Source organism: Microbacterium sp. F1-18, assembly GCF_052921305.1.
The window spans coordinates 576,393-593,219 of sequence record NZ_JBREVD010000001.1 but is presented as its reverse complement, the minus strand read 5'-3'; the positions used below and the strand labels follow the sequence as shown (position 1 = coordinate 593,219).

The window sequence follows — 16,827 nt, the reverse complement described above, 5'->3', positions numbered from 1 at the left end:
AGCCCTCGGACCGGGCGGAGACGACCCGCCCGGTCCGAGGGGGTGCGGTCAGTTCTTCGGCGAGAAGTCGAAGATCGACGGGTAGGCGTTGGTGGGCCAGAACTCGAGGTTCGTGTTCGCGTCGGTGGCGAACGTGCCCTGCACCCGGAAGAACGGCGCGAACCACGCCTGGTCGACCAGGTACTTGTTGAGGTCCTTGAGGGCCTGGTCCGACTCCTCGGGCGTTCCGAACTGCACGGTCTGGATGTAGCCGTCGACCGTCGGGTCCTGGTACGTGAAGGGGTTGAATGTCGCGTCGGGGCCGACCATGAAGTTGATCAGCTGCCAGTCGGGGTTCTGCTCGAGGGCCATCCAGGTGGCGGGGTACTTCGGCGCCAGCATGTCGGTGATGAAGTTGCCGGTGCCCGGGTCGGTGTAGTTCACCGTGATCCCGATGTCGGACAGCTGCTGGGCGACGAGGTCGAAGGTGGTCTGGAAGGCCGGGGTCGACATCATGTTGAGCGTGAAGCCGTCGGGGTAGCCCGCCTCGGCGAGGAGGTCCTTGGCGGCATCAGGGTCGTACGGGTACGTGGTGTCGAGAGCGGCGTCGTACGCGACGGAGGTCTCGGGGAACACCTGCTCGGTGACGGTGCCGTAGCCGCTCTGCAGCGACGCCAGCAGCGCCTCGCGATCGAAGGCCATGTTGATCGCCTGGCGCACCTTCACGTCGGCCAGCTCCGGGGCCATCGTGCCGGCACGGTCGAGCAGCAGCAGGCCCTGGAAGTCGAGTTCGTTCGACTCGATCGTCCAGCCGGCGCCCTCCACCTCGGAGATCGTGTTGTTGTCGGCGATCTTCGCGCCGTTCGCCTCGCCCGCGCGCACGGCGTTGACGGTGGCGGTGACGTCTTCGAGGACGTTGATCGTGAGGTTGTCGTACTTGACCGCGTCGGCGTTCCAGTAGTCGGGGTTGGCGGTGTAGTTGTACGTGGTGCCGGTGACCGACGAGGCGGTGTCGAGGATGTACGCGCCCGAGCCGATCGGGTCGGTCGCCGAGTCGGGGTCGTCGAAGGTCGACGGCGCCTGGATCAGGCCCGGGGCGATCGAGAGGAGGTTGATCAGCGACGGGTCGGGTGCCTCCTGCGTGATCGTGACCGTGGTCGCGTCGACGGCGGCGAACTCCTTGCCGGCGAGGGTGGCGGCCTGCGGGGCGGTGCCGTCGCGGAAGTGCTCGAGGCTCGAGACCACGGCCGCGGCGTCGAGGTCGGTGCCGTCGGTGAACTTCACGCCTTCGCGGAGCGTCAGGGTCAGCACCGTGTTGTCGTCGTTGTACGACCATTCGGTGGCGAGCCAGGGCTGGGTCTCACCGGAGGAGTCCTTCGACAGGAGCGTGTCGAAGACGGCCTGGAAGAACGGGCTGCGGTTGCCCCATTCCGCGCCCTGGCCGATGTCGTAGCTGGTGGGAGCGGCGATCGCCGTGAGGGTGAGTCGATCGGCGCGACCGCTGTCACCGCCGCCGGATCCTTCGTCCGTCCCCGCGCACCCCGCCAGAGCGAGTGCGGCGACGACCGTGAGGGCTGCTGTGGCCTTCCATCGGAACATCTTTGGTCCTTTTCTCGGGAGAGGCGATACCCCGGTGGATCGCCCTGGCCGTGGACGCTAGCACCAAATCCGAGCGGTGACTAGATTTTTGAAACGAATTTCTACCGATCGCTAGGTTTTCGTTATTCGAGCGGGCAGACTGGCGTCCGTTCGCCGACGAGGGCGACCACGGACAGATGGACGATGATGACGACGACCGACACGACGACGCCTGAGCGCCGTCGACGGCGCGGCTCGTACGCGAAGACCGAAGCCACCCGCCAGGCGATCCTGGATGCCGCTCTCGAGGTGTTCTCGCAATCGGGGTACCGGGCCGGATCGCTCCGCGACATCGCGATGCGCGTCGGCATGAGCGAGGCCGGGCTGCTGCACCATTTCCGCAACAAGAGCGCGCTGCTGGAAGCGGTGCTCGAAGAGCGCGACGCCCGCGCGCGGGCGCTGGTGCCGATCGAGTCGGAGGATGGGGCCGAGGTGCTGCGCGGACTGGTCTTCCTCGCGGCTCACAATGCCTCGACGCCCGGCGTCGTGGAGCTCTACACGACCCTGTCGGCCGAGGCGACGGCATCCGACCATCCCGCCCATGCCTACTTCGTCCGGCGCTACGAGTACACCCGCGGCAACATCGAGCGGTCGTTCCGGAGCCTGCGCGACCAAGGGCGCCTGCGGCACGGAATGACCCCTCGCCGGGCGGCGATCACGGTCGTCGCCCTCATGGACGGGTTGCAGGTGCAATGGCTGCTCGACCGCGACGCGTTGGACATGGCGGGCGAGCTGCGCGCCTTGTTCGCGAGTTTCGTCGACATCGACTGGTCGGTCGAACGCGACGAGGAGCCGCCCGCATGATCCGGATGCCGCTGCACGACGGGTGGACCGTCGGCCCCAAGCTCGGCCCGTTCGAGTCGGCCGCGGAGGGCCGCGCTCCCGTCGCGGTGACCCTGCCGCACGATGCGCTGCGCGATCTGCCGCGCTCACCCGACGAACTGCAGGGCGTGCACACCGGATACACCCCGGGCGGCGTGTTCGAGTATGCACGCTCGCTCGACGTGCCCGACGACTGGCGCTCGCGCACGGTCATGCTCGAGTTCGAGGGCGTCTATCGCGATGCGGTGGTCTTCGTCGACGGCGCCTTCGTCGCCCACGAGGCAGGCGGCTACGCCGGCTTCTCGGTCGTGCTCGATCCCTTCCTCCGCTTCGGCGCCGTCAACCGCATCAGCGTCGAGGCGCGCGCGCATCGCGATTCGCGGTGGTACTCGGGCGCCGGGATCTACCGTCCGGTCCATCTCGTCGTGGCCGACCCCGTGCACATCCCGCTCGACGGGGTGCGCGTGGAGACCCCCGATATCGACGACGAGCGCGCGGTCGTCGCCGTCGCGACGGAGGTCGCGAACACGACCCGGCACACTGCGCTCACGCGCGTGAGCTGGCACATCACCGCACCCGACGGAGCGGACGTCGCGCGCGGGGAGTCGCCCGTCACGGTGCTGCCGGGCGAGCGCGCGGTGGCGCGGGCGCGACTGGTGGTCGACGCGCCCCGGCGCTGGGATGTCGAGACCCCCGAGCTCTACCGCCTCCACAGCAGGCTGACCTCCGCAGACGGTGCGCACCTCGACGACGACGTCGCCGACTTCGGCATCCGCTCGTTGCAGCTCGACCCGCGGCACGGGCTGCGCCTGAACGGCCGCTCGATCGACCTGCGCGGGGCGTGCGTGCACCACGACAACGGGATGCTCGGGGCGGCGACCGAGCCCGCGGCCGAGGACCGGCGCGTCCGCCTGCTCAAGCAAGCGGGATTCACCGCCCTGCGCAGCGCCCACAACCCGATGAGCCGCGCGATGCTCGCGGCGTGCGACCGGCACGGCATGCTCGTCATGGACGAGCTCACCGACGCCTGGACCCGATCGAAAGCCCCCTTCGACGCGACGATCACGTTCGCCGAGCGCTGGCACGACGACATCGCCGCACTCGTCGCGAAGGATCGCAACCACCCGAGCGTCGTCATGTACTCGATCGGCAACGAGATCCTCGAGCTCGCCACGCCGCTCGGCGCGACCTGGAGCCGGCGGCTCGCCGAGCGGGTGCGCGAGCTCGACCCGAGTCGTTTCGTCACGAACGGGATCAACGGCATCATCGCGAACCTCGACCGCATGGCCGAGGCGCGTGACCAGGTCCCCGACGCGAACACGATGATGGCCGACATGGGCGAGCAGATGGGGCTCATGAACGCCTCGCCGCTCGTGAGCGCGTCGATCGAGGAGTCTGCGGCGGTGCTCGACGTGGTCGGGTTCAACTACGCCGACTCGCGCTACCGGCAGGACGCCCTCGAACATCCGAACCGCGTCATCGTCGGGTCGGAGACGTTCCCCGAGCGGATCGATGTGATGTGGGGCCTCGTCCGCGAGCTGCCGCACGTCATCGGCGACTTCACCTGGACCGGATGGGACTACCTCGGCGAAGCCGGTATCGGACGCGTCGACTACACCGACGAGCCCGGCTACGCGCCCACGGGCACGGCCGGCCCCTACCCCTACCGGCTCGCCGGGTGCGGCGACATCGACATCACCGGCTTCCGCCGACCGATCTCGTACTACCGCGAGATCGTCTACGGGCTGCGCCGCGACCCGTACATCGCCGTGCACCGTCCGCAGCACCACGGCCGCCCGACCGCGACGACGCCGTGGTCGTGGACCGACACGGTGGCGTCGTGGTCGTGGGATGCCGCCTCCGGCGCACCCGTCACCGTCGATGTGTACGCCGATGCCGACGAGGTCGAGCTGCTCCTCGACGACGAGAGCGTCGGCGTCGAGCCGGTGGGCCGCGAGAAGGCGTTCCTCGCGCGATTCGAGACCCGCTATCGACCGGGGCGCCTCGTCGCCGTCGCGCGCCGCGGAGGTGCGGAGGTCGGGCGACACGCGCTGCGCACCGCGGGGCCGGTCTCGCTGGTCGCGCGCGCGGAGGACGAGGTCGTGGGCCGTGACGGGCTCGCGTTCGTCGCGCTGACGCTCGAGGACGACGCGGGCACCGTGGTGTGCGACCGCGATGTCCCGGTGACGGTCGAGGTGACCGGCGCCGGGGTGCTGGCGGGCATCGGCTCCGGGCGGACCGACAGCGAGGAGTCGTACGCGGGTCCGGTCTTCACGACCTTCGACGGTCGCCTGCTCGCGGTCGTCAAGCCCACCGGAACCGGGACGGTCGCCGTCACGGCATCCGCCCCCGGCCATGTCCCCGCGACCCTCGAGTTCGAGGTGGCCCCCTCCCCGTTATGAGCCGCGAGGGTGCGCGAATGCACGGTGCCGGCGGGTCCAGACCGTGCGGATGCGCACCCTCGGGCGCGGAGAGCCGGGATGCGGGGGATGAGAGAGAACTCATCGGCGAGAGGGGAGCGGGCGCTTAGGCTCGTCGGAACGCAGGAAAGCGCATTCCGATGGGATCGATTCAATGAAGAACAGACTCCGCTCCACGCTGCTCGCGGGCCTCGCCGCGGGGACGCTCGCCACGGCGACCCTCACCGTCGGGGGCGTCGCGACGCTGCCCGCCGCGGGAGCAGAGGCGTCGCCGTCCGCACCCGTGCCCCGACTCGAGGCCCTCGACCGCGGCCTCGTCGCCGTGGCGACAGACGACGGCGTCTTCCTCAGCTGGCGCCTCCTCGCGGGCGAGGCCAGCGGTGCAGGCGAGACCGGCCTCACCGGCACCGACTTCGTCGTCTACCGTGACGACGAGCCGATCGCCACCGTCACCGACAGCACGAACTACCGCGACGAGGCCGGTACGGCGACATCCGTCTACCGTGTGGCGCCGGTGGCGGCGGGCGTCGAGGCGGCCGCGAGCGATGCCGCGATCGCGATGGACGGGGGCTTCCTCGACGTCGCGCTGCAGCCGCCCGCGGGCGGCGTGACGCCGGCCGGCGAGGAGTACACCTACTCGGCGAACGACGTCTCGGTCGGCGATGTCGACGGCGACGGGCGCTACGAGTTCATCGTGAAGTGGGATCCCTCGAACTCCAAGGACGTCTCGCAGGTCGGGTACACCGGCGGGGTCTACATCGACACCTACAGCCTGGAGGGGCGCCTGCTGAATCGGCTCGACCTCGGTCCGAACATCCGCGCCGGCGCGCACTACACGCAGTTCCTCGTGTACGACTTCGACGGCGACGGTCGCTCGGAGACGATGCTCAAGACCGCGCCCGGGACGAAATCGATCACTTACGCCGACGACGGCTCGATCGCCTCGGAGCAGTACGTCACGCTGCCGCGCGAAGACATCGCGGCCGGGTACGCGCACACCGACGACTACCGGATGAGCGCGGCCGACTACGCCGACCACCTCGCGGAGATGTTCCGCGGGTGGTCGACGCGCGACGAGGTCGTCTCGGGACAGTGGCCCGCCACGCTCGAAGAGGCCTTCGGCATCGAGCCGCGCTACGACTACCCGCTGTCGGATGCCGACGCCCGTGCTCTCGTCGACCACTTCATCGACGTGTACGCCCCGAGCCGCAGCGCCCGCAACGCCCTGCGGGACTTCGAGGGGTTCATCCTCGACGGACCCGAGTACCTCACCGTGTTCGACGGCGAGAGCGGAGCCGAGCTGCAGACCGTCCGGTACGAGCCGGATCGCGGCGACGACGGCCTGCTCTGGGGTGACTATGCGATGGCGCGCATCGAGCCCGGCAACCGGGTCGACCGGTTCCTCGCCGGCGTCGCCTACCTCGACGGCGAGCGTCCGTCGGCGGTGTTCGCCCGCGGCTACTACACGCGCACGACGATCGCGACCTACGACTGGGACGGCGAGAATCTCGTCAAGCGCTGGTTCGTCGACAGCGGCCACGCGCCGATGAGCAACCCGTTCAACGACGGCCCGCACGGAGTCGACGGCGCCGATCCCGTATACGGCTCGATCACGACCCAGGGCTTCCACAGCCTCTCGGCGGCGGATGTCGACGGCGACGGCCGCCACGAGATCGTCTATGGCTCGGCGACCCTCGACGACGACGGGAGCCTGCTCTACAGCTCCTTCGCCGAGATGCCCGAGGGCTCGGCGACGCCGGGCGAGGTCGCGCGACTCGGTCACGGTGACGCGATGCACGTCGCCGACATCGACCCCACCCGGCCGGGCCTGGAGATCTTCACCGTTCACGAGGGCGGGGCGTATGCGCCGTACGGAACGGCGCTGCGGGATGCCGCCACCGGCGAGGTCATCTTCGGCGCCTACTCGGGTCGCGACACCGGGCGCGGCATGATCGGCGACGTCCGCCCCGACGTCCCCGGCATGGAGGTCTGGTCGAGCATGCCCGGCGGAACGGATGCCTCGGGCCTGCTGACGGCGCAGGGCGAGGTGCTCTCGGCGGCGACGCCCGGCACCAACGCCTCGATCCGGTGGGCCGGTGATCTCACGACGCAGATCGTGAACGGGAGCGGCGACGCGACCCCGACGATCGATGACTGGACCCGGGGCACGGTGCTGACGGCATCCGGAACCCTCGCCAACAACGGCACGAAGGGCAACCCCGGGCTCGTGGCCGACGTGTTGGGCGACTGGCGCGAGGAGCTCGTCGTGCGCACGGCCGACTCGTCGGCGCTGCGGGTGTACGTCTCGACCGAGGTCACCCAGCACAAGCTGTACACGCTGATGCACGATCCGCAGTATCGCGCCGAGGTCGCGCGGCAGCAGACGACATACAACCAGCCGAGCTACACCGGTTTCCACCTGGCTTCGGGCATGGACTTCGGCGGCGTGCCGCTGCGGCCGGCTCCTGCGCCGGTCGCGGCGCCGGGCATCGGTGTCGACTCGGCCCGGGTGAACGTCACCTGGAAGACGACGGATGCCGGGGACCCGGCCACCGGCTTCAGCGTCATCCTCCGCTCGGCGGCGGGTGAGGTGATCGAGCAGCAGGTCGGTGCCGATGCCCGCGTGGCGCGCTTCGCGCAGGTGCCGGCGGGGGAGTGGTCGGCGACGGTCACCCCCGCGGGGCGCTACGGCTCGGCGGTGGCGTCGCAGCCGTCGGCGGCCGCGGTCGTGCGCGAGGGGCAGCCCGTGCCTCTCCGCGTCAGTGCCCGGTCGCAGTGCGTGAACGGCGCGGTGCACGTTGCGGTGCACGCGGCCAACCAGGCGGGGTCGCCGATCGACGTGCGGCTCGCGGCGGTCGGCAGCGACCACGCACAGCAGAAGGTCCCCGCCGACGGTGCCGCCTACCGCCTGTTCGACTCGGGCCGCGACTCGCTCGTGCCGGGGTCGGCGACCGTGACGGCGTACCAGTGGCTCGACGGGGTCGGCTACCACGCCACCTACACGGTGCCGTACCTCGCCCGGATGTGCTGAAACGGCCCGCTCGGACGCGATGCTCCGCTACATCTGCAGGTCAGCGGCGGGGCCGGTCGGCGGCCGGGTCGGGCAGGGCGATCGGCGTGGTGCCGGCGACCTCGTCGCTGAACTCCTCGGGTGCCACGACCGAGATCGGTCGCGTCTCATCGAGTGAGAGCGCGAATCGGCGCGAGCTTGAGCGGTGCACGCGTCCGGAGACGAGCATCCACGTCACGCCGACGCCGAAGGCGACGAGAGCGGCGACGGCGCCGAGGCCGATGGCCGCCCTCGGCCCGAACTGATCGGCCACCCACCCGACGATGGGCGCACCGATGGGCGTGCCGCCCATGAGGATCGCCATGTACAGCGCGAGCACGCGGCCGCGCAGGGCGGGGTCGGTCGTGGTCTGCACGTACCCGTTCGCCGTCGTCAGGGTGGTCACGACCGCGAAGCCGGTGAACATCAGGGTCACCGCGTACAGCCAGTAGTTCGGCATGAAGGCCGACACCGCCGCGGCGACCGCGAAGAGGCCGGCGCCGAAGATCACGACGCGGATGCGTGCCCGCTCGCGTCGCGCCGCCATCAGTGCCCCCGCGAGCGACCCGATCGCGAGGATCGAGCTGAGGAGCCCGTAGCCGTCGGCGTCGCGCCCGAACTCGATCGCCATCGTCGAGGCGAAGATCGGGAAGTTCATGCCGAACGCGCCGAGAAGGAACACCATCGCGAAGGTGACGATGAGGTCGGGGCGGCCCTTGACGTAGCGGAAGCCGTCGGCGAGGCGCGCCGCGCCCGCGGCGGTCGCACGTGGGATGAGCTCGCCGGGGCGGATGAGGAACAGGGCGACGATCATCGCGAGGAAGGTCGCCGCGTTGATGAAGAAGACCCAGCCGGTTCCGACGGCGACGATCACGATGCCCGCCGCGGCGGGACCGATCATGCGGGCGCCGTTGAAGGATGCCGCGTTGAGCGCCACCGCGTTGGCCGCGATCTCGCGGGCGACGATGTCGGACACGAAGGCCTGGCGCGCCGGGTTGTCGAAAGCCGAGATCATCCCGAGCGTGAACGCGAAGACGTACATGAGCGGGAGGGTCATGACGCCCGTGAGCAGCAGTGTGCCGATGACGAGCCCGACGAGCATGAGCGAGCTCTGAGTGACCACGAGCAGGCGGCGCCTGTCGAAGCGGTCGGCGACCCATCCCGTGACGCCGACGAGCAGCAGCGGTGGGGCGAACTGCAGCGCCATCGTGACGCCCATCGCGCCGGCGTCGTTATCGGTCAGCCCGGTGAGCACGACCCAGCTGAGTGCAGTCGCCTGCATCCAGGCGCCGACGTTGGACACGAGCGCGCCGAAGAACCAGACCCGGTAGTTGAACACCGAGAACGAGCGGAACATCGCGGAGCTCATCGGTCGGCCACCGCCCGCATGATGACGGCCGCGGCGGCGAGGGTCTCGCGGTCGGCCGGCTCGAGCTCCTCCAGTGCGTGCTCGAGCCAGGAGTCGCGGCGGCGGGTCGTCTCGATGACCACGGTGCGGCCCTCGTCGGTGAGGGCGATGTTGACCTTGCGGCGGTCGCCGTCGTCGGGTGTCCGGGTCAGGTACCCGAGTTCTTCGAGGTGGTTGACGGTGCGGTTCATCGACGGTGCCGACACGCGCTCGCGGTCGGCGAGCTCGCCGAGCGTGTGCGGTCCGTGCACGTGGAGGTTCGCGAGCACGGCGAACTGCCCGTCGCTCATCGAGTCCACGGCGCGCTGGGCGCGGAGCCGGCGCGCGAGGCGGAACGTCGCCATGCGGAGGTCGGTCGCGTCGTGCGCGAGATCGATGGCGGGCGGCGGGGCGGAGGCGGGGGAAGAGGTGCTCATCTGTGATGTTTAGCTTAGCTCATTAGTTTTGCTAACGGTCAGGGGTGTCCGGAAGGCGATGACCGAAAACGTAGACTCGCCGCATGCCCGAGTTCACCGACGCGCACGGGGTCGCGATCGTCTACGACATCCATCCCGCGCAGGGCGAGCAGCGGGCGGTCGTGCAGCTGCTGCACGGCGTCGGCGAGCACGCGGGCCGGTATGCCGAGCTCGCGGGGGTGCTCGCGGCCGCCGGCTTCACCGTCTACGCCGACGACCACCGCGGGCACGGACGCACCGGCATCCGCCAGCACGGCGACCCGCGCAAGCTGGGCCGCCTGGGTCGCGGTGGGCTGCACGCCGCGCGCGATTCGTGCGCCGAGCTGACCTGCATCATCGAGCGCGACCATCCCGGGGCGCCCATCGTGCTCCTCGGCCACTCGTGGGGATCGTTCCTCGCCCAGATGCTGTTCGACGATCGCCCCGACGCCTACGCGGGACTCGTCCTGTCGGGGTCGGCGCTGCGGTGGCCGGGTTCGTTGAACTCAGGCGACCTCAACGCGCCGTGGAAGGCTCCGGGTGCGACCGGCGTGGAGTGGCTGAGCACGGATGCCGCGGTCCAGCGGGACTTCCTCGACGATCCGCTCACCACGACGACGCCGTTGCCGCGCCTGTTCGGGCCGCTCGAGACGCTCAAGCTCATCGGCCGCCCCCGCCGCGACCTCGGGGTCGACGTCCCGGTGCTGCTGATGGTCGGCCGCGACGACACGGTGGGCGGCCCGCGAAGCGTGCACCGTCTCGCCGACGCTTATCGCACCCGCTCGGGGCTGACGGACGTGACGACGCTGGTGTACCCGGGAGCTCGTCACGAGATCTTCAACGAGGCGGTGCGGGCCGACGTGCAGGCGGATCTGCTCGCCTGGCTCGACGCCCGCTTCCCGCGGCACTGAGCCGCGGGAAGCAGGGTGACGACGGGCCCGACGGTCACCCGGCGGAACCGCGCAGGATCGCCGTGACGAGCGGACGAGAGGCGACGAGCGCGAGTGCGACCGCGCCGAACCCCGCCGCGAACGTCGCGGCGATGACGGCCATGGTCAAGGGCGCGACGATGAGGCTGATTCCCACGATCGGCAGGGCCAGCGCCGCGCCGACGACCGCGCCGCCCGCGGCGGCCCACCGCAGGGGCAGCATGACCGTGATGCGGCGTGCCCGGGCGAGCTCCGTGGGTTCCATGCCGAGGCGGTCGAGGCCCACGATCAGCTCGCGGTCGTCGAGCACCGACGCCGCCTGACTGACGCCGACCGAGGCGGCCAGCAGGATGAAGCCCGCGCCCAGAGTGACGAGGACCCCCGTGCGGATGTCGGCGAACAGCGTCGTGCCGGTCTCGTCGCCGGCGAGCTCGGTGATCGCGATGCCGCTGCCGCCGACGACGGCGATGAACGAGATCATCGCGATGCTCGAGACCCGGCGCCACGCGGTGGGGGCGTGGGCGGCGAGTTCTCGTCCGGCGATGAGCTGTGCTGCCGTCCGCGCTCGGCGCGCCATCGATCGGCCGCGGGCCGCGACGATCGGTGTTCCGATGAGGTTGACCAGAGCGAGGGCACCGGCGAAGAGCGCCAGCAGGAGCGCGATCGACGCGGCGGGCGCCAGGAGCGGGGCCACGCTGCCGAACTGGGCGACGACCAGGCCCACGACGACGATCGCGATCGCGGAGAGCACGAGCGTGCGGGTACGTCGCGGCGGAGCATCCGTGCGGCGGCGCACACCGAGAGGCGTCAGCCGCACGCGGCGCAGGCTCGCCGCCGCGCTCGCGGTAGCGATGAGCGCGACCCCGACGATGACGGCCAGGACGATCGGCCAGCCCGCCCACACGGCGGCGGCGCCCACGGGGCCGCCGAAGAAGGGGAGCAGCCCGACCAGCGGCAGTGCGGCGCCGTAGGCGGCGGCGCCGACCACGGCTCCCGCGAGAGCGACGACGGATGCCTCCCCGACGGCCATCGCGCCGACCTCGGTGTTGGTGGCGCCGAGGAGGCGCAGGGTCGAGAGCCGGTCGTTGCGGCGACGGCTCGACAGGCGCGCGGCCGCGGCTCCGAGAGTGGCGGTCGGCACGGCGAGGAGGATGAGCGCGAGCACGCTCAGCACTCCGTAGAGGAAGGCCGTCTCGCCCGCGCGCGGGTCGGTGAGGAACATCCGCGTGCCCCCGGCGACGATCAGCATGAGCAGCGTGGTCACGCCGAAGGCCGTCAGCGGCAGGACGATCGCCGCCGACCCCTGTCGCGCCGGACGGGAGAGCAGGACGGTCAGGGTGGCGACGCGGCGCACGCCGCCCGGCGCCGCGGAGGCTGGGGGCAGGGGAGCCGGCGGCCGCGGCACCGACACCGTCGCGAGGCCCGCCGCGCTCATCGGGTCACCTCGGCGGTTCCGGCCGAACGTGCCGCCGCGACGGACTGCTCGGCGACGGACGAGTCGACGATGCGGCCGTCCCGCATCCGGAGGATGCGGTCGCAGCGGCGCGCGACCTCGGCGTCGTGGGTGACCACGACGAGGCTGCGTCCCTGACCCGTCGTTGCGTGCAGCAGTGCGTCGAGAACCTCCGACGAGGTGGTGGAGTCGAGGGCGCCGGTCGGCTCGTCCGCGAACACCACGGGGGCCCCGGTCACCTGCGCGCGGGCGATGGCGACGCGCTGCGCCTGCCCGCCTGACAGCTCGCCGATGCGGCGGTTCTCCATGCCCGCGAGGCCGAGCGCGCCGAGCCATGCGGCGGCGTGGGCCTCAGCGGCCGCACGAGCGGTGCCCACCAGGAGCAGGGGCAGCGCGGCGTTCTCGACGGCGGTGAGCTCGGGCAGCAGCAGGTGGTCCTGGAAGACGAACCCGAGGCTGCTGCGGCGCACGGCCGAGCGGTCGGCGTCGGGCATCCCGACGAGCTCACGCGCCGCGGTGCCGGGAGCGGTGAGTCGCACCGAGCCGGAGTCGGGCGCGATGATGGCGGCGAGGCAGTGCAGGAGGGTCGTCTTGCCCGACCCCGATGCGCCCATGATCGCGACGGCTTCGCCCGCGCGCACGGTGAGGTCGACGCGGTCGAGCGCCGTGAGCGCCCCGTAGCGCTTCACGAGCCCGCGAGCTTCGAGGACGGGGGCGGATTCGATGGTGGGGTTCATGTCATCCACTCTCGCGATCGCGGGCCTCGTCGTCGTCCGTCGCGAGGTGTAACGGCATCCGTCGCGCGACCGATCCTCCGCCCCGGTCCTAGGCTGGACGCATGCACGGCGAATACAAGGTCCCCGGGGGAAAGCTGGTCGTCGTCGACCTCGAGGTGCGCGAGGGGCGCATCGCCGACTTCCACCTGGCCGGCGACTTCTTCCTCGAGCCCGACGACGCGCTCGCCGACATCGACGCGGCGGTGACGGGGCTTCCCGAGGAATCGGATGTCGCCACGATCGCGGCCGCCGTCCGCTCGGCGTTGCCCGACGGCGCCCAGCTTCTCGGCTTCACCCCGGAGTCGGTCGGCACGGCCGTGCGTCGCGCGATGATCACGGCTCCGGGTTGGCGCGAGTTCGACTGGGAGGTCGTCCACGACCGAGCGGTCTCGCCCAGCATGAACCTCGCGCTCGACGAGGTGCTCACCACCCGTGTCGGCGACGGCCGACGCAACCCCACGCTGCGCATCTGGGAGTGGAACGAGTCGGCCGTCGTGATCGGGTCGTTCCAGTCGTATCGCAACGAGGTCGACCCCGAGGGCGCTGCGAAGCACGGCTTCGACGTCGTGCGCCGCATCTCGGGCGGTGGCGCGATGATGATGGCGGCCAACTCGATCGTGACGTACTCGCTGTACGTGCCGGCATCCCTCGTGGCGGGGCTGACCTTCGCCGACTCGTACGCGTTCCTCGACGACTGGGTGCTCGAGGCGCTCCGCTCGCTCGGCATCGAGGCGACCTATCAGCCGCTCAACGACATCGCCTCGCCGTCGGGCAAGATCGGCGGCGCGGCGCAGAAGCGTCTGGCCAACGGCGGGGTGCTCCACCACGCCACGCTGTCGTACGACATGGACGGTCAGGTGCTCACCGAGGTGCTGCGCATCGGCCGCGAGAAGCTCAGCGACAAGGGCACCGTCTCGGCCGCCAAGCGTGTCGACCCGCTGCGCAGCCAGACGGGCCTGCCGCGCGACGCGATCATCGAGCGGTTCATCGAGGTGTTCTCGAAGCGCTACGGGGCCGTGCCGGGCACGATCTCTGACGAGGAGTACGCCGAGGCCGAGGCGCTCGTCGAGTCGAAGTTCGCGACCGACGCCTGGCTCAAGCGCGTCCCCTGAGTCGCCGGAGCGACCCCGCATGCGTCAGCTGACGAGGGCCCGCACCGAGGCGTAGCCGTCGGCCACGACCGTCGGCACCGACGGTGGAGCGCCGAAGATGCGCGTCGCCCGCTCGTCCGGCATCCATCGCGGCCATCCCGGGTCTCCGGTGCGCACGAACGACACGGCGGCGCCGTGCATCGCGTCGGCCAGCTCCTGCGGCGGATGCTCGCCCGCGAGCTTCGCGACACCGTCGGCGCCGAGGGCGTCCCACCAGAACGGGACATCGAGGCAGTGCAGCGCCCACCGCTTGGTCGGCGAGGGCCAGCTGAAACGGTAGGCCCAGGTCGACGCGGCGCCTCGTGCCCGGGCGACGAGGGGCACGGTGTCGCGGAACACGCGGTCGGTGGCGTAGCGGCCGAGGAATGCCGCGGTGCCGAGTCGTCGCTGCGCGCGGTTGTCCCGGATGTAGCGCCAGCGCATCGCGTGGCCGACCCCGAGCGCGCCCAGCGCCAGCGCGGGCGGGACGAGCCGTAGCGGGCTCGTGGCGAGGCCGTCGGTGACCATCGTGAACTCGTCGTCGGTCGTGCCGAGCACGAGCGGCTTGGCGGCGCCGACTCCGGCGGCGAGGGCGTCGAGGGTCGGGCGGGGCACGAGGTCTCCGTCGACGACCGGACCCCAGGTGAGCCCGTCGGCGAGGCGCGAGCGCACCGAGGCCACGATGCTGCCCTGCCGCTCCGACTCGAGCTCCTGTTGGCCTCGGAGCACGACCAGCTCGTCGACGCCGGCGAACGCCTCGCGTGTCGGCGCGGTGCCGAGGTGCGCGGCGAGCCGGCCGGTGGCGGTCGCGGCCCGGGCGGGTGGCACATTCGTCAGGGCCGCCGAGATGGCCAGCACGCGATGGAACAGGTGCTGGGCAGCCGGCATCCCGAGCAGGGTGAGCACTGCTCCGCCGCCGGCCGACTGCCCGGCGATCGTCACGTCACCCGGGTCCCCGCCGAAAGCGGACACGTTCGCCTGCACCCACTCCAGGGCGGCGATCCAGTCGCGCACGGCGCGGTTGGTCGGGGCTCCGGGGAGCAGTCCGAATCCGTCGAAGCCCAGTCGGTACGAGACCGTGACCACGACGATTCCCGCCCGCGCGAACGATCCGCCGTCGTACCACGGGCTCGCCGGCGACCCCTGGACGAAACCGCCGCCGTGGATGTAGACGAGTACCGGGCGGGGGTCGGCCCCCTCCCCGGAGGATTCCGGTGCGAAGACGTTGACCGACAGGGTGTCGTCGCCCGGGATCGACGGCTCGGGAATGAGGGTGTCGCCGTAGTCGCCGCGCTGCGGGGTCGGCCCGTACGCGGTCGCGTCGCGGACGCCGTCCCAGGGGTCGAGCGTGACGGGGGCGCCGAACCGGCGTGCGCCGGTCGGCGGCTGCGCGTAAGGGATGCCGAGGAAGGCGAGGGTGCCGTCCGGCCGGCGGACGCCGCGCACGCGGCCCGCGGCGGTGTCTCGCACGAGCGGTTCGCCGTTCGCGACGTCGGCAGCGACGCTCATCGCGACACCCGCGTCCGGCGCATCAGCCGGGGTCGGGTTCGGGCGCCGAGCTCCTGGCGTCCGGCGGGGATCAAGTAGGCGAGGCGCACGATGAGGATCGCGGCCGTCAGGACGACCCATGTCGTGTCGCGCCCGGTGAGAGCCTGCAGCGGGGCTGCGGCGATCGGAGCAGCCGCCGTGATCACCGCGAGCGCATAGAACACGAGGTTGCGTCGGTACCGGCCGCTGATCGAGAACGGCGACACCTCGTACGCGAGGACGAGGACCGCGACGACGATCGCGGTCGCGAGCGAGAGCGCGACGTTATCGGACGCATCGGCGAACACTGCCGGGAGCACGAGGACGAGGGGATAGACCCCGCCGAACTCGAGCAGCAGGTTGCCCCACTTCATGTGGAGCCCGAACTGATCGTCCTGAAGACGTGACAGCGAGCCCGACGCGTTCGCGTAGATCTGTGTCGCTCCGAGGGTCAGGATCGTGGCGACCAGCAGGAAGATCCGCAGTGCCTCGGAGAAGTCGGGGATCGTCAGAGAGAAGCCGAGCAGGAAGGTGAGCGCCGCCAGGACTGCCCCCGCCTCGCCGGTGCTGACGGACGTCTCGTCGGCCCGCAGGCCGGGACGGTCCTCGACCTCGAAGGTCGAGACCTCGAAGAACGTCCCCTGCACGCTCTTGATCACGCTGGTGACGGCGTTGGCGTCGGCGCTCAGCAGGTCGAACAGATGCTCGGTCGCGGCGACGGGGACGAGCACCCGGTCGTCGGGATCGGCGACCAGCTGCCGGCTCTTCAGCTGGAAGTACAGGCGGTCCTTGCGGGGGCCGAAGTAGGCGTGGATGCCGCGCGACCCGACGAAGCCGCTGCGGGTGAGCAAGTCGATCATCGCGACGTTCATGGGGCTGGTCACCGTCGTGGCCGAGGGGCGCGGCGACATCCCCTTCACGGTGTCGGAGAAGTGTCGGACGAGGCGGGCGCCGATGCCCGCGCGCTGCCGGTCGGGGTGCACCGCCAGCGCGGCGAGGTAGACGTGCTCGGGGCCGAGTCGTTCGGTCTGCAGCATCCCCACCACCGACTCCCCGATGACGGCGAGCGTGATCTGGCCACCCGCCAGCGCGTTCTCGAGCTCGTCGGGGTGAGCCGGTTCGACATCGTCGCGGCCGGGCGGGAAGCACAGCCTGTCGAGCTCCCGGACGGCGGGGAGATCTTCGGGATCCGCGGGGCGGAGAGAGACGGAGACGGTCGCAGACACAGTCCGAAGCTAGCGGAGTCCGAGGTGCCCGGTGAG

The 16,827-nt window shown here is 71.2% G+C and carries 12 protein-coding genes; 5 read left to right on the top strand and 7 right to left on the bottom strand.

Annotation, left to right across the window (positions count from 1 at the left end):
• Nucleotides 1-48 precede the first annotated feature (48 nt).
• Nucleotides 49-1,578, bottom strand: coding sequence for an ABC transporter substrate-binding protein (locus ACU6RU_RS02790; RefSeq protein ID WP_446725842.1), 1,530 nt, complete (start codon nt 1,576-1,578; stop codon nt 49-51).
• Nucleotides 1,579-1,761: 183 nt separating this feature from the next.
• On the opposite strand from ACU6RU_RS02790, the gene ACU6RU_RS02785 reads away from it, so the two are divergent.
• From ACU6RU_RS02785 to ACU6RU_RS02775, 3 genes are all read left to right on the top strand, one after another.
• Nucleotides 1,762-2,421, top strand: a complete 660-nt coding sequence (locus tag ACU6RU_RS02785) for a TetR family transcriptional regulator (protein WP_220700900.1) — start codon at nt 1,762-1,764, stop codon at nt 2,419-2,421.
• Complete coding sequence (locus ACU6RU_RS02780) at nt 2,418-4,841, top strand: glycoside hydrolase family 2 TIM barrel-domain containing protein (protein WP_446725841.1); 2,424 nt, start codon at nt 2,418-2,420, stop codon at nt 4,839-4,841. The genes ACU6RU_RS02785 and ACU6RU_RS02780 overlap by 4 nt, the downstream gene beginning before the upstream one ends.
• Nucleotides 4,842-5,013: 172 nt before the next feature.
• On the top strand, nt 5,014-7,890 hold the full coding sequence (locus tag ACU6RU_RS02775) for a rhamnogalacturonan lyase (RefSeq protein WP_446725840.1): 2,877 nt from the start codon (nt 5,014-5,016) through the stop codon (nt 7,888-7,890).
• 40 nt (nt 7,891-7,930) lie between these two features.
• On the opposite strand, the gene ACU6RU_RS02770 is transcribed toward ACU6RU_RS02775, so the two are convergent.
• Both ACU6RU_RS02770 and ACU6RU_RS02765 read right to left on the bottom strand, forming a co-directional pair.
• A complete protein-coding gene (locus tag ACU6RU_RS02770; RefSeq protein WP_446725839.1) occupies nt 7,931-9,265 on the bottom strand; it encodes an MFS transporter in 1,335 nt (444 codons plus the stop codon).
• Between the two features lie 8 nt (nt 9,266-9,273).
• Nucleotides 9,274-9,732, bottom strand: coding sequence for a MarR family winged helix-turn-helix transcriptional regulator (locus ACU6RU_RS02765; RefSeq protein WP_120263524.1), 459 nt, complete (start codon nt 9,730-9,732; stop codon nt 9,274-9,276).
• 83 nt (nt 9,733-9,815) lie between these two features.
• Here ACU6RU_RS02765 and ACU6RU_RS02760 point away from each other — a divergent pair, with 83 nt between their 5' ends.
• Complete coding sequence (locus ACU6RU_RS02760; RefSeq protein WP_446725838.1) at nt 9,816-10,661, top strand: alpha/beta fold hydrolase; 846 nt, start codon at nt 9,816-9,818, stop codon at nt 10,659-10,661.
• Nucleotides 10,662-10,695: 34 nt separating this feature from the next.
• Here ACU6RU_RS02760 and ACU6RU_RS02755 read toward each other — a convergent pair whose 3' ends face one another.
• Together ACU6RU_RS02755 and ACU6RU_RS02750 are read right to left on the bottom strand one after the other, a co-directional pair.
• Nucleotides 10,696-12,114, bottom strand: coding sequence for an FtsX-like permease family protein (locus tag ACU6RU_RS02755; protein WP_446725837.1), 1,419 nt, complete (start codon nt 12,112-12,114; stop codon nt 10,696-10,698).
• Complete coding sequence (locus tag ACU6RU_RS02750; RefSeq protein WP_446725836.1) at nt 12,111-12,869, bottom strand: ABC transporter ATP-binding protein; 759 nt, start codon at nt 12,867-12,869, stop codon at nt 12,111-12,113. The genes ACU6RU_RS02755 and ACU6RU_RS02750 overlap by 4 nt, the downstream gene beginning before the upstream one ends.
• A 101-nt stretch (nt 12,870-12,970) precedes the next feature.
• On the opposite strand from ACU6RU_RS02750, the gene ACU6RU_RS02745 reads away from it, so the two are divergent.
• A complete protein-coding gene (locus ACU6RU_RS02745; RefSeq protein ID WP_446725835.1) occupies nt 12,971-14,020 on the top strand; it encodes a lipoate--protein ligase family protein in 1,050 nt (349 codons plus the stop codon).
• Nucleotides 14,021-14,044: 24 nt separating this feature from the next.
• Here ACU6RU_RS02745 and ACU6RU_RS02740 read toward each other — a convergent pair whose 3' ends face one another.
• On the bottom strand, nt 14,045-15,547 hold the full coding sequence (locus ACU6RU_RS02740; protein ID WP_446725834.1) for a carboxylesterase/lipase family protein: 1,503 nt from the start codon (nt 15,545-15,547) through the stop codon (nt 14,045-14,047).
• Nucleotides 15,544-16,791: a GNAT family N-acetyltransferase gene (locus ACU6RU_RS02735; RefSeq protein ID WP_120263518.1), complete on the bottom strand. Its 1,248-nt coding sequence runs from the start codon at nt 16,789-16,791 to the stop codon at nt 15,544-15,546. Before ACU6RU_RS02735 ends, ACU6RU_RS02740 begins: the two co-directional genes overlap by 4 nt.
• Nucleotides 16,792-16,827: the final 36 nt, after the last annotated feature.